The organism is Candidatus Poriferisodalis sp., from assembly GCF_965198245.1.
Lineage (GTDB): Bacteria > Actinomycetota > Acidimicrobiia > Acidimicrobiales > Poriferisodalaceae > Poriferisodalis.
Genome location: NZ_OZ240249.1, coordinates 1 through 12,599 on the forward strand (window position 1 = coordinate 1; position 12,599 = coordinate 12,599).

The 12,599-nt window shown below is 65.8% G+C and carries 15 protein-coding genes, 3 tRNA genes and 1 pseudogene; 4 read left to right on the forward strand and 15 right to left on the reverse strand.

Going from position 1 to position 12,599, the window contains the following annotated elements:
- The 8 genes and pseudogenes from rplA to ACOCMM_RS00040 form a co-directional block, all read right to left on the reverse strand.
- Positions 1–1,093, reverse strand: a 1,093-nt coding sequence (gene rplA, locus ACOCMM_RS00005) for a 50S ribosomal protein L1 (RefSeq protein WP_419551178.1), incomplete at its 3' end; no start/stop codon positions are given.
- Between the two features lie 61 nt (positions 1,094–1,154).
- Positions 1,155–1,463, reverse strand: coding sequence for a transcription termination/antitermination protein NusG (nusG, locus tag ACOCMM_RS00010; protein WP_419554786.1), 309 nt, complete (start codon positions 1,461–1,463; stop codon positions 1,155–1,157).
- A pseudogene (locus ACOCMM_RS00015) lies at positions 1,437–1,702 on the reverse strand (transcription termination/antitermination NusG family protein); the annotation flags it as partial. The pseudogene ACOCMM_RS00015 and the gene nusG, both read right to left, overlap by 27 nt.
- 81 nt (positions 1,703–1,783) lie before the next feature.
- Entirely contained in the window at positions 1,784–1,945 is a 162-nt protein-coding gene (locus ACOCMM_RS00020) for a hypothetical protein (RefSeq protein WP_419551179.1), read from the reverse strand.
- Between the two features lie 21 nt (positions 1,946–1,966).
- Positions 1,967–2,221, reverse strand: a complete 255-nt coding sequence (secE, locus tag ACOCMM_RS00025; protein ID WP_419551180.1) for a preprotein translocase subunit SecE — start codon at positions 2,219–2,221, stop codon at positions 1,967–1,969.
- A gap of 138 nt (positions 2,222–2,359) precedes the next feature.
- Positions 2,360–2,433: transfer RNA gene (locus tag ACOCMM_RS00030), tRNA-Trp, on the reverse strand.
- Between the two features lie 221 nt (positions 2,434–2,654).
- Positions 2,655–2,731: transfer RNA gene (locus ACOCMM_RS00035), tRNA-Met, on the reverse strand.
- 63 nt (positions 2,732–2,794) lie between these two features.
- Positions 2,795–2,867, reverse strand: a tRNA-Thr gene (locus tag ACOCMM_RS00040).
- 84 nt (positions 2,868–2,951) lie between these two features.
- On the opposite strand from ACOCMM_RS00040, the gene ACOCMM_RS00045 reads away from it, so the two are divergent.
- The gene (locus ACOCMM_RS00045) at positions 2,952–3,500 is read left to right on the forward strand and encodes an N-acetyltransferase family protein (RefSeq protein WP_419551181.1); all 549 of its coding nucleotides are present in this window, start codon (positions 2,952–2,954) and stop codon (positions 3,498–3,500) included.
- Here the strand turns inward: ACOCMM_RS00045 and ACOCMM_RS00050 are convergent.
- Entirely contained in the window at positions 3,491–4,174 is a 684-nt protein-coding gene (locus tag ACOCMM_RS00050; protein ID WP_419551182.1) for an RES family NAD+ phosphorylase, read from the reverse strand. The genes ACOCMM_RS00045 and ACOCMM_RS00050 overlap by 10 nt on opposite strands.
- A 51-nt stretch (positions 4,175–4,225) precedes the next feature.
- Positions 4,226–4,690, reverse strand: coding sequence for a hypothetical protein (locus tag ACOCMM_RS00055; protein ID WP_419551183.1), 465 nt, complete (start codon positions 4,688–4,690; stop codon positions 4,226–4,228).
- A gap of 100 nt (positions 4,691–4,790) precedes the next feature.
- Here ACOCMM_RS00055 and ACOCMM_RS00060 point away from each other — a divergent pair, with 100 nt between their 5' ends.
- Positions 4,791–4,931 (forward strand): hypothetical protein, encoded by a 141-nt coding sequence (locus ACOCMM_RS00060; protein WP_419551184.1) that lies wholly within the window; start codon positions 4,791–4,793, stop codon positions 4,929–4,931.
- 245 nt (positions 4,932–5,176) lie between these two features.
- Here ACOCMM_RS00060 and ACOCMM_RS00065 read toward each other — a convergent pair whose 3' ends face one another.
- The gene (locus ACOCMM_RS00065; protein ID WP_419551185.1) at positions 5,177–5,833 is read right to left on the reverse strand and encodes a hypothetical protein; all 657 of its coding nucleotides are present in this window, start codon (positions 5,831–5,833) and stop codon (positions 5,177–5,179) included.
- Between the two features lie 172 nt (positions 5,834–6,005).
- Positions 6,006–6,920, reverse strand: coding sequence for a 1,4-dihydroxy-2-naphthoyl-CoA synthase (locus tag ACOCMM_RS00070; RefSeq protein WP_419551186.1), 915 nt, complete (start codon positions 6,918–6,920; stop codon positions 6,006–6,008).
- Positions 6,921–7,391: 471 nt separating this feature from the next.
- On the opposite strand from ACOCMM_RS00070, the gene ACOCMM_RS00075 reads away from it, so the two are divergent.
- Complete coding sequence (locus tag ACOCMM_RS00075; protein ID WP_419551187.1) at positions 7,392–8,033, forward strand: TIGR03619 family F420-dependent LLM class oxidoreductase; 642 nt, start codon at positions 7,392–7,394, stop codon at positions 8,031–8,033.
- 166 nt (positions 8,034–8,199) lie between these two features.
- Here the strand turns inward: ACOCMM_RS00075 and ACOCMM_RS00080 are convergent, their stop codons facing one another.
- From ACOCMM_RS00080 to glnT, 3 genes are read right to left on the reverse strand one after another with little or no spacing between them, the layout of a single operon-like run.
- Positions 8,200–9,468: a rhodanese-like domain-containing protein gene (locus ACOCMM_RS00080; protein ID WP_419551188.1), complete on the reverse strand. Its 1,269-nt coding sequence runs from the start codon at positions 9,466–9,468 to the stop codon at positions 8,200–8,202.
- Between the two features lie 42 nt (positions 9,469–9,510).
- The gene (locus tag ACOCMM_RS00085; protein ID WP_419551189.1) at positions 9,511–10,143 is read right to left on the reverse strand and encodes a cysteine dioxygenase; all 633 of its coding nucleotides are present in this window, start codon (positions 10,141–10,143) and stop codon (positions 9,511–9,513) included.
- A gap of 10 nt (positions 10,144–10,153) precedes the next feature.
- Positions 10,154–11,533, reverse strand: a complete 1,380-nt coding sequence (gene glnT / locus ACOCMM_RS00090) for a type III glutamate--ammonia ligase (RefSeq protein ID WP_419551190.1) — start codon at positions 11,531–11,533, stop codon at positions 10,154–10,156.
- Positions 11,534–11,696: 163 nt separating this feature from the next.
- Between glnT and ACOCMM_RS00095 the strand changes: the two genes are divergently transcribed.
- The gene (locus ACOCMM_RS00095; protein WP_419551191.1) at positions 11,697–12,596 is read left to right on the forward strand and encodes a hypothetical protein; all 900 of its coding nucleotides are present in this window, start codon (positions 11,697–11,699) and stop codon (positions 12,594–12,596) included.
- Positions 12,597–12,599: the final 3 nt, after the last annotated feature.

Consider the following 12,599-nt stretch of genomic DNA (forward strand, 5'->3'; position numbering starts at 1 on the left):
AACGACCCTTGGCGCTGGCCGGCCTTGCCCGGGCCAGTTCGTCCATGACTGCATCAAGATTGGCGTTCAGATCCTCGGCGCTGAAGCTGACCTTGCCGATCGCCAAATGCACGTTGCCGTAGCGGTCGGTGCGGTACTCGATCTTGCCGCCCTTGAACTCGCCCACGGCCTTGCCGACATCGGGGGTCACCGTGCCGGACTTGGGGTTCGGCATCAGCCCACGCGGACCCAGCACCTTGCCCAGGCGACCGACCACGCCCATCATGTCGGGCGTCGCGATCGCCACGTCGAAATCGGTGAAGCCGCCCTCCACACGCTCCGCCAGATCGGCGCCGCCCACCACATCGGCACCTGCCTGCGAGGCTTCCGCGGCCGCATCACCTTGCGCGAACACTGCAACTCGCACATCGCCGCCTGTGCCCGACGGCAGCGCAACTGTGCCCCGAACCATCTGGTCGGCCTTGCGCGGATCGACGCCGAGCCGGATCGACAGCTCGACCGACTCGTCGAACTTCGCCGTGGCGAAGCTCCGCACCATGTCGATTGCTTGGCTCGGCTCGTGCATTATCTGCCGGTCAAAGCGACGGACGGTGTCGGCGTACTTCTTCCCTGACATGTGGGGGTCTCCTGTGGTTCGCCTCAGCCGGCTGACTTCGATGCCCATGGACTGCGCGGTGCCGATCACCTGCAGCTTGGCGGCGTCGAGGTCACGGGCGTTGAGGTCGGGCATCTTCGTGGTGGCGATCGCGGCGACCTGCGCCTCGGTGACCTGTGCCACCGTCTCCCGACCGGGATTGTTCGCCGCCTTCTCGAGCCCAGCCGCTTGACGCAGCAGTACCGATGTCGGCGGCGTCTTGGTCACGAACGTGAACGTCCGATCCTCGAAGATCGTGATCTCGACCGGCACGATCGTGCCGCGCTGGCTCTCGGTCTTGGCGTTGTACTCCTTGCAGAAGTCCATGATTGCCACGCCGTGCGGGCCCAGCGCTGTGCCGACCGGCGGTGCTGGCGAAGCCTGCCCGGCGGGAATCTGGATTTTCACGACCGCAACGACATTCTTGCGCCTCGCGGACCTTGCTCGGCTGTCTGCCATGGGTTGCTCCTCGGAAATTGCCTGCGCAGGTGTTCAGGTCTTTGACGGCCGCTGGCGCGGCTCAGATCTTTGCGACCTGGATGAAGTCGAGTTCGACAGGTGTCTCGCGGCCGAAGATGTTCACCAACACCTTCACCTTCAGCTGCTCCTCGTTGATCTCGATCACTTGACCCTGGAAGTCCGAGAACGGACCTTCCTTGATGCGCACGCTCTCGTTGATTTCGAAGATCATCGACGGCTTGGTGCGGCGCGGCACCTCGGGCCCGTCTTCGGGTTCGGCGAGGAAGGCCTCCACTTCCCTGCGGCGAAGCGGCGACGGCTTGCCGCCTGGCCCCGCATACCCGGTGACGCCCGGTGTGCTGCGGATCATGTGGTGCGCCTCGTCGCTGGGGCGGCAACGGATGAGCAGGTAGCCGGGGAAAGACCTTCTTCTTGGCGACGGACCTTGCGGCCGGCCTTGAACTCGATCACGTCCTCCATCGGGATCGCGACCTCGAGGATCTGTTCTTCCATGTCGAATGTGCCGATGCGGGCTTCGAGGTTCTGCTTGACCTTCTTCTCGTAGCCCGACTGGGTGTGCACGACGGAACCAGCGGCCCGGCTGGTCATAGGGCGAGACACGCTTCGCCTCGGGCTCGTCGGCGGAGGCGAGCAGCTCGTCCTCGGTGAGCACGTTGGCAGATGCCCGCCTCATCGGTGGCTCCCTCGGCGCTGTCCTGCGGTCTCAGAGGCTTCGGCGGTCTCGGTGCCCGGCCCCATCAGGGTCGTGGCCGTCTGTGAGCTCAGCAACCGGCGAGCGGTTGCCATCGGGTCGGTCTCGGGTTGTGCGGAGGTATCGGTCAGGTCACTCATGTTCGTCAGTTCAGATCTTCGTCAGTTCACATCAAAAAGGCGGAGGACGCCCTCACCCAGAATCCAATCGAGGCCGGCAATGATCGCGGTCAGGATCACGATGGTGATGAACACGACGATCGAGTAGTTGACGATCTCGCCGCGGGTCGGCCAGATCACCTTCTTGAGCTCGGAGCGAACCTCGCCCACGAACTGCGCAGGCCCGGGCCCGTTCTGTGGTCGGCGAGGCCGACGCAGGCTGACGCCGTTCGCGCCTCGAAGCCGGCGCGCCGTCACCCGTCATCTCGCCCTGACGCTGCAGGTGACGGCGTGTCCGTCGGTTCATGGCCATCGGGAAGGTCTCCGGCTCAGAATTTCAGGGGCTTGGGCATAGTTCGGTCCGCCCGGCTGACGGTCAACAGGTTGGCGGAAGCGCAGGGCAGGAGGGACTTGAACCCGCAACCGCCGGTTTTGGAGACCGGTGCTCTACCAAATTGAGCTACTGCCCTCAGCGTCGGCGCATCGCTGGCGATGCGCGGGTGACACTCAGTGCGGGCCTTCTGGGCGAATGTCCGCCGCAACACGCTACCGGCAGCAATCTGGGTCGCGTCCAGATCCAGTAGCGGGACCGGGGCTCACTGTGCCCAATGCCCGCAGCGAAGCTGCGGCGCAGCGGGACCTCACGATGCTGCGCATCATGGCGGCGACCGCAAGCGGCCGCCGCTGCCGGTGGTAGCGGGACCGGGGCTCGAACCCGGGACCTCACGATTATGAGCCGTGCGCTCTGACCAACTGAGCTATCCCGCCAAAGTGTCTTGCGAAGCCTACTGATAGCACCGATATGCGCCCTAGCCGGGACCTCGCGCGGCGAGCCCCGTGCCGGAATCGAACCGGCGACACCAGCCTTACCATGGCTGTGCTCTACCTACTGAGCTAACGGGGCGACGTCCGTGCGCATCCCGAGCGATGTGCGCGGAGGTTTGTGGGGTCCGGAGTGTAGCTGTGGACCCCCGATAGCTTCGCTGCCATGCGAATCCGGCTGGCCACGATGGCCGATGCCGATGCGATCGCGGAGATCTACAACCGCGAGGTCGCCGAGGGCACTGCGACGTTCGACATGGTCCCCCGCACGGCTGCCGAGCAGACGGCCTGGATGCGAGACCATTCGGGCGCCTACCCGTGCATCGTGGCGGTCCCCGAGACAACTGACGACACAACAGCTGACGACACGGTGCTGGGCTGGGCGTGCCTGTCGCCGTACCGGACTCGGCCGGCGTACTCGACCAGCGTCGAGGACTCCGTCTACGTCCATCGCGATCACCAGGGGCGCGGCGTGGGCGACCTGCTGCTCGGCAGCCTCGTCGCCCTCGCCGACGAGCACGGGTTTCACGCAATCTTCGCGCGCATCGCCGACGCCGGCCCGGCATCAGTAGCGCTGCACGCCAAGCACGGTTTCGAGCTCATCGGCGTGGAGCGAGAAGTCGGGTCGCAAGTTCGGCCGCTGGCTCGATGTCACGCTGATGCAGCGTCTACGCCCAAAGTGAGGCGATTCGGATCGAGCTGCGGTCACGTCTGATCACGCACTGCAACGTTGTACGACGACAGGATCAGCGTGATGAGATCGAATGCGTCTGCACCGCATACCGAGTCCGCCGTTGCCCCGATCTCGCCCGAGCGAATGCGGTCGCCAAAGAAGACAAACGCGAAGCCGTCGGGCTCCCGACCTGAGCGCCATGTGAGTCCCTGTGCCCAAGTGGCCCACTCGCGGATCGCCGCGGACCACTTGCGCGTCACGGGGTACTCAGTTGATGGCCCGACGGTCAAGCGGGTGTCAATCCCGACGGCGGCAAGGTCACGACCAGAACGTAGGCTGACTAACTCAAGATCTGATTCAACGTTGATCCGGCTGACGCACAAGCCGGCAACAGCCTGGGAGGGCAGTTCGCGCATTCCGGATTCGTCGGCTGGCAGATCTCGAAGTAGTTTCTCAGCGACTGAAGTACTGTCGTCTCCGGCAGCGTAGAGAAACGGGTATGGGTCCTCCGTTGTGGAGTCGAAGCGGCCTCCCTCAAACTCGCCCTCTAGGCCTTGGGCAACCGAATTCGGATTGAACCCATCGGCAGGGTATTCCTCGTCGTGTACGCGCCAAAGCGGAGTTCCGGCCAACAGCGGGAGACGATTCGGAGCGCCGTTGAATTGACTCGGCGGTGCTGGGAGCGACTGCGTGCGCGGTGTCTGGGCGGAACCCATCGGTACGAGTTCCGCCGGTTGCCGCGAAAACCTGGCGACCCGTCAGCGCAGCTATCGGACCGGACCGGTCATCGCCTGCGCCGCCGCAAACAGAGCAGCGGCTCGACGGCGAGCCCCATCATCGGAGGAATCCACGCCCTCGCCGACGGTTACGGCCGTGCGCATTAGGTCGGCCGGACGGCCTCCCAATCGGACGTGCTCTGAGAACCACCATGAGGCGACGCCCCAAGGGTCATCTGCTGCCCTCAAGTGCTGATTGACTCGCTGCACCACCTCATAGAGAGAGCCGTCTTGATCAAATTGGAATTGCGGGTACAGATATCCGTCGCCGGTGGGCAACGCCAGCAGCATCGAGTCGGCACGCCATGTGTCGATGTCTCGGATGTCCAGCCGGACACGGCCGGCCTCAACGACTTCGTCTTCGCTGAACATCGGCTCTTCCAGCACTTGGCGGCGCACAGCGGCTCTTAGACGTGCCGGGGCCGCGAGCACTTGCTCGGACTCGTCAAGCAGCACGCTGAGTCTGTCGATCAGTCTCCGCGTGACTTCCAAGACGTCGGGGTCGTCCCAACATCTGAGCGCTGTGCGAGGCGATCGAAACGAGCTGATTCCGTATGTGCCGATCAAGGGCCTTGCGGAGACCTGGGTCCTCTTGCTGACCAAGTTCCTCGTGTTGCCGATCGACGCCGATTCCGCGCTGACAGCGATGGCGAAGCGCCTTCTCGATAAGCAACAAGCCTGCGAAGTCGGCATGTGACTGCAGGCTGCCCCGCGTACGCTCGGCCGCGAGTGTCGCCGCAGCTATACGCGGCGAATTCACCGTTCGGAAGAAGTCGAATCCGGCTTTGATTCGCGGTTCATGGATGAACTCACCAAGGTAAATCGGCAGCTTTCGAGTTGAGTCCCGCGATGCGATCGACCAACCGCTGTCGTCTCGGATGTTCTCTTCCTGATCGCTCAGGACTCGAGGAGCGTAGATTTTCTCGGCTTGTACCAGCGCCATCACGCCTCCAGTGTGAGATTCGAGAGCCCGGCGGACTCCAGTGACTCCCTCAGGGATGTGGCCTTGTCGATCGCTCGCTCAAGCACGTCCTTCAGGACGCGAAGATCAGATTGGTCAAGTGCAGTATGAAAGCTCTTGCGTCGGCCTTCCTGCACAAAGTCAACCTTGAGTGAATGCGTCAGCACAACCGCATCCATTCCCTCGGATACGTCACCACCAAAGACAGGCCGAATATCGGTCACAATCCGGGCGTCCAAGAAAACACTGTGATGCTCGTGCATCAGTTCCAGACTCTTGTGCAGGACGCGGGTCGACCTTCGATCAGCCAGACGGAGCACTCTCTCAGCGAGACGCTGCTGGTCATCACCTTCGAGAGCGAGTTTCTCCGACGCGACCATCTCGTCAATGAGGTCGTCCAGTTCGAAGTCGCTCGTCTCAGCACGCGCGACGGTCGACAGCAGCATCGACAGTAACGCTTGTGCTTCATCGCCTGTCATCTCAGTTAACTGGCTTGCCTGATCAGCGAAATCGCCGATGCCCGATGGTTTGCCGAGCACCTCAACAGCCGCGCGCAGCGCCTCGTAGCTCTCCTGTGAAGCTTCGTGGAGCATTGTCAGCACCGGCACAAACGCTTCGGGCATCTGCTGAGTCATCATCGCAGTCCTCGGGTCATGCCGATCCCGCCCAAATTGAGGCAGGCGGCGGCGCAGCATAGGCGGCCACGAATTGCAGTTGCGTGTAGAACCGCCAGCGCGGTGACAATTGACGGCACATCACGAGTTATAGCGCGCGCTTGTTCGTACATGGTGAACTCTGACCGCTGCCAGCCTAGAAGTGCCAGGGGAACTGCTCGAATTCGGGGTCCCGCTTCTCCAGGAAGGCATCACGGCCCTCGGCGGCTTCGTCGGTGCCGTAGGCCAGCCGGGTGGCCTCCCCCGCGAACACCTGCTGGCCGATGAGCCCGTCGTCGATGAGGTTGAGCGCGAACTTGGCCATCCGCTGAGCCGTCGGCGAACGGGAGACGATCTCGGCCGCCCACTCCAGCGCCACCGACTCCAGTTCGGCGTGGGGCACCACCGCGTTCACATCGCCCATGTCGAAACGCTCCTGGGCGGTGTAGGTGCGGCCGAGGAAGAAGATCTCCCGGGCCTTCTTCTGGCCGATCTGGCGGGCCAGGTAGGCCGAGCCGAAGCCGCCGTCGAAGCTGGCCACGTTGGTGTCGGTCTGGCGGAAGCGAGCGTGCTCGGCCGAGGCGATGGTCAGGTCGCAGACGACGTGCAGGCTGTGGCCGCCGCCTGCCGCCCAGCCGCTCGCCACGCAGATCACGACCTTGGGCATCATCCGGATGAGGCGCTGGCACTCCAGGATGTGCAGGCGCCCGGTGCGGGCCGGATCAATGTCAGCAGCGGTCTCGCCGTCGGCGTAGCGATACCCGTCCCGGCCGCGGATGCGCTGGTCGCCTCCCGAACAGAACGACCAACCCCCGTCGGCCGGCGCCGGACCGTTCCCGGTCAGCAGGATGCAGCCCACATCGGGCGTCATGCGGGCATGGTCGAGCGCCCGGTACAGCTCGTCGACCGTGTGAGGCCGGAACGCGTTGCGCACATCGGGCCGGTCGAACGCGATGCGAACTGTGCCCTGCTCGGTGCTGCGGTGGTACGTGATGTCGGTGAAATCGAAACCGTCGACGTCATCCCATCGTGAGGGATCGAAGATGTCCGAGACGTGTGGCAAGAACGGCATGGGTGCTCCAAGGCCGGCCGGGTGAGCGCAGTGAACCCGGTGCGGGCGACGAGGGCACGGTATTGGATCGGGACACCGCACCGGTCGCTGCGGGCACGAGGCTGAACCGATGGGCGAAGCCGTGGCCCGCGTGGCCCCGGAAGGAAGTGGTTGAGCGGTCGGCGAGCGGGGTTGCGCGCGAGACTGCGGACTCGGCGCCCAGCGATGGGCCTGCATCGAAGGGACAAGTGGCATGAAGTTTCGGGCTCAGGTATTGCAACACCGGCAAGTTCGCCATGGACACAGCGCTTGCCACCGAGCTCGTGCAGGCCGGCGAGGCCGCCGGATTCGAGTCGGCGTGGACGGTGGAGCACACCGTGATTCCGTCGGGCTACCAGTCGCAGTACCCCTACAGCCCTGACGGCAAGATGGCCGGCGGCGTGGAGGACCTGCTGCTGCCCGATCCGCTGATGTGGATGGCCTACATGGCCGGTGATCACGTCCACCATCAACTTCGCCACCGGCATCCTGATCGTGCCCCAGCACAGTCCGGTGGTGTGCGCCAAGCAGATCGCCACGCTCGACCACATGTCCGGCGGCCGGGTCCTGCTGGGCATCGGTGTGGGATGGATGCGCGAGGAATTCGAAGCCATCGGCGTCGGCGATCACTTTGACGACCGCGGACGGCGCACCGACGAGTACGTGGCCGCGATGCGAGAGCTGTGGTCGGCCGACCGGCCCACATTCGGGGGTGAGTTCGTGAACTTCGATGCCGCGTACTGCCGGCCGCAGCCGGTGAACGGCTCGGTGCCGATCATCGTGGGCGGCGATTCCAAAGTTGCTGCGCGACGGGCGGGGCGGCTCGGTGACGGCTACTTCCCCGCCCGCGGTGCGCCCTGGGACCTCATCGACTTGGCCCGCCAGACCGCCGTAGAGCACGGACGGGATCCCGATGCGCTGGAGATCACGGTGTCAGTGCCTGCGGACCTCGATGAGATACCGGAACTCGCCCGTCGGGGGGTCAGCCGGATCGCGGTGCCGGTGTCACCAATGGCCGGTCTGCAGACCGTGATCGCCACGCCCGACGACGCCAGCTCGTGGGCCGAGACCATCCAGCGCTACGCGGGTCTATAAGAGCCGCCGCTGTTTGGGGTAGCTCGAAATAAATCGAGATTCACCAATAGTGCGCAAGAACTACGTTGCGCGATCGGCGGGACGGACCCGGGCTATCTCATAGAGCCGTGCGCCCGGGGCCGTCCCGCTCGCATCGCGCGATGACGCCAGCGTAGACGCGGACGGATCACGAACAGAAACGGAATTCGACCAGGTCGTCGCGGGCGTACTGGTCGGGCAGGGCCACTTCCCAGTCGAGGTAGGCCTGCATGGCGGCTCGGGCCACTTCGGCGTCTTCGGGGTCGTAGGGCAGCGGCGGCTGACGTGAGCGGCGCGCTGCTTCAGCGTCGTCGTTGCTGCCGGTCACCAACCCTGGCTCGTCCAGCCAATCGGGCTCGAGCACCCAGGCGTCCCAGCCCATCTGGATGAGCCACGAGGCCGACATGGTGGCGCCGATGCCGTCGTGGTCAGCCAATACCACCCGCGCCCCTCGGGTCACCAGGTACTCATCGGTGGCCTGGACGAGTTGGCCGCCCGGTGCGCACAGCGCTCCCGCCAGGTGCCCGGCGGCGTAGTCCCCGGGTGTGCGTACATCCATGAAGTACGTCGTGCGGTCGCTCTCGGCCAGCCAGACCCCCAGCTGGTCGCGGTCAATCGTGCGCACGCCGCACCGTTCGGCCACTGCCCCAGCCGCTGCGAGCGCCTGCTGTCGCCCGCCAACGCCCGGCTCGGGAACCAACTCGTCGCAGCCATGCTCCAGCTGCAGCCCAGCCAGCTCCCATCCCATGGTGCCGTCCTTCAACGCCACGACTCGCTCCAGCCCAGCCGAGCGCAGCGATTGCGCTCCCATGATGCTGCGGGTCCGCCCGGCGCAATTCACAACCACCGTGGTGCCGTCGTCGACCAGTTCGTGGACCCGGCGCACCAATTCGCCGCCCGGGCACGACCGGCCGGTCGGGATGCTCATGCGGTTGAACTCCCGGCGGGTGCGCGAATCCACCACCACCAAGTCCCGACCGTCGACCAGCCAGCCCGAGAGCTCCTCAGCGGTCACATGCGGAGTGCCGAAGTGTCCTTCGACCAACTCGCCGAACAGCTTCGACGGCACGTTGATGCCCGAGTACAGCTCGCCACCTGCAGCCGCCCAGGCGTCGATGCCGCCGTCGAGCACCGCGGTGTCGGTGTAACCGAGCACGGTGAGCTCCAGCGCCGCCGCCGCGGCCTCTCCCCCACCGTCGTCGCACACCACGACCGATGTACCTGGCCGTCCGATGCGCGCCGCAACTTCGAGCCCCACATGGCTCAGCGGCAGGTTCGCGGCATAGAGCAGGTGCCGGCGGGTGAACTCCGTGGGCTCGCGGGCATCCACCAGCGCCAACTCAGTGCCGTCGCGGCGCAGCAACCCGCGGTGCCGCTCCATCAGCTCAGCCGCCGTCACGGCGCGGACGTCAGCCATCAAGTTCTCCGGGTCGGGGCTGCGCCAGGGCGCATGCGTACCTCAGGCAACGGCGGTCGACCGATGGCTCGGGCGGGCTTCGACGATGTGACCCACGTCGTAGTACTCACGCCACTCGCCCTGGTCGGCGTGCCAGAACCGTCGCCCCTTGAGCCGTTCCAGCGCCAAGCCGTAGCAGTGGAAGTTGGTCGACGCGCCCTCGATATGGATCGAGTGCAGATCGTGGCCCAGCATTGCCACGCCGGTGCAGCGTTCGACCATGACCTCACGGACGGCCTGCGGTTCTCCCTCGCCGGCGCACCGGTCGTAGAAGCGGTTCAGCTCCTGGCCGCGCATGCCCACGATCACCGCCCACGTGGTGTGCTCGTGCGGCGGCGCGGCGGTGCCGTCGCGCACGCTTTGCACATACAGCGCCAGCTCGTCGTCGTCGTTCTGTGCGATCCGGTACATGCGGGTGCTGCGCCCCTCGGTCGGCGGCGGGAAGTCCTCGAGCGGGAACAGGTCGTCGCGCTCGGCCAGCTGCAGCAGCCGTTCGCGGATGCGCTCAACCCCGCCACGGTCGATACCGCCGTGCTCACGGCCGTGCGCGTCGATCTTGGCGATGTCGTCCATCGCGTCTGCGACCGCGACAGCGCGCTCGGTAGCCCGTTCTGCCGCCATATCTGTTGCGCTCATGGCTCTCCCCTCAGAACAGCGTGAGGTACTGGTCGACCTCGCCAGCGGTGACCACGCTGTGGTGAGCAAGGAACTCGTCCTTCTTTACCTTCACGAAGTAGTCGCGATAAGGACCCTCGGCGGTGTCCCCCAGCCCGGCGCCGATGACGTCACAGGAAGCGAGTTCCTCGGCGGCGTGCAGCAGGGTGGGCGGCAGCACCTCGATCCCCTTGGCTGACACCTCTTCGGCAGACAGGGCATGCAGGTTGTCGGTGTTCGGATCGCCCGGGTCGATGTCGTTGTCGATGCCGTCGAGCCCGCAGGCCAGGTACGTCGCGAACATCAGGTACGGGTTGGCGGCGCCGTCGCCCAGACGTATCTCGATCCGGTCGGGCTCGGGGATGCGGATCATCTGCGTGCGGTTGTTTCCGCCGTACGCCGCGTACGCCGGTGCCCAGGTGGCTCCTGAGGTGGGTGCGCCCACCCCCATGCGCTTGTAGGAGTTGACGATCGGGCAGACCACCGCCACCAGCGAGCGGGCGTGGCGGGTGATCCCGCCCACGAACTTGTAGGCGAGGTCGCTCAGGCCCAGTCCCTTGGTGTCGGGCCCGCCGCCACTGCCGCCGATGAACAGAGGCTCGTCCGTGTCGGCAGTCCACAGGCTCAGATGGGTGTGCAGCCCGTTGCCGGTCTTGTCAGCAAAGGGCTTAGGCATAAACGTGGCGTAGCGGCCATCGCGCTGAGCCAGGGTGTGCACCATCAGCCGGAACAGGATCAGCCGATCGGCAGTGGTGAGCGCGTCGGAGTACAGCCAGTTCTGTTCGTACTGGCCGTTGGCGTCCTCGTGGTCGTTGGCGTAGTTGCCCCAGCCCATGGCGTCGAGGTTCTTCGACACCGCCACCAGGTGCGGCAGCATTCGGGTGAGGCCCTTGGCGTCGTAGCACGGCAGCGTCATGTTGTCGCGTTCGTCGGCCACCGAGATGGAGCCGTCGTCGTTGCGCACCACCAGCGAGTACTCGGCCTCCACGCCGCACTTCAGCACGAGGTTGCGCTCGGCCGCCGCTTCAAGCGCCCGGCGCAGGATCACCCGGGGCGAATATGGCCACAGCTCGCCCTCCACGGTGGGATCGCACTGCATTGCGGCCACGTTCGGCTGCCATGGCAACTGTGTATACGAGGACGGATCGGGCAGGGCCAGGATGTCGGGGCTGGAGGGGTCCTGGCCCATCGGGCCAGCCGCAAAGCCTGCAAAGCCGGCTCCGTCGCTCATCAGACCGTCCAAGGCGCTGATCGGCACCAGCTTGGCGCACGGCTTTCCGTGCATCTCCACGAACATGGCGTAGATGAACTCCACGCCCTCGGCCTCGGCTCGGCTGCGGATCTCGTCGACTGCGTCAGTGCCGTTGCTCATGGCGTTCCCCCTGTGATCGTGCCCTCACTGTCCGAACCCTCATCGGCCCGACCTGAGCGCTGTCCCGCCGCCGACAGTACTCAACGGCGTGGCCGAATTTGGCTGGGCGCTACGGTTCGGGGCTGGACTGACGGCGACGAGGACCGTCGGGCGGAGGAGCGCCATGTGCGGCATCGTGGGCCTGTTCTGCAAAACCGAGACCCACCGGCACGAGCTGGGCCGGCTCACGGCAGTGATGCTGCGGGAAATGCGCGACCGCGGCCCCGACAGTGCCGGGTTCGCCGTCTACGACCCGGGCACCGACGGTCGCACCCGTGTCACCGTGCTGGCCGAGGGGCGCGAGGTGGACTGGGGCCCGGTTGCGGCCGCGCTGGAAGTGGTGCTGGACGCTGAGGTGACGGTACGGGCGGTGCACGACCACGCCGTGTTCACCACTGGCGGCGATGGCCGCACCGTCCGCCAATGGATCATCGACAACGTGGCGGGCGCGTCGGTGCTGAGCTACGGCGACCAGATCGAGCTGTACAAGGCGGTGGGCGACCCGCACCTGGTGGCCGAGCGTTACGACCTTGCCGGGCGCACCGGCACCCATGCCTTGGCCCACACCCGCATGGCCACCGAGTCGGCGGTGACCACCAACGGCTCGCACCCGTTCGTCACCGGCGCAGACACCTGCCTGGTGCACAACGGATCGCTGTCGAACCACAACCGGTTGCGGCGATTCCTGGAGGCCCAGGGCGAATCGTTCCAGACCGAGAACGACTCCGAGGTGGCGGCCGGCTACCTGTCGTGGCGGATGCGCTCGGGCAACACCATTTCCGAGGCACTTGAGGGTGCGCTGGGCGACCTGGACGGCTTCTACACGTTTGCGATTGGCGTGGCCGACGGATTCGCCATCCTGCGCGACCCCATCGCCTGCAAGCCTGCGGTGGTGGCCGAGACGGACGACTGGGTGGCCATGTCGTCGGAGTACCGAGCCATTGCGCGCCTGCCCGGCGCGACCGATGCCGAAATATGGGAGCCGGAGCCGGCCCGCATCTACGCGTGGAGTCTGGCGGCGTGAGGG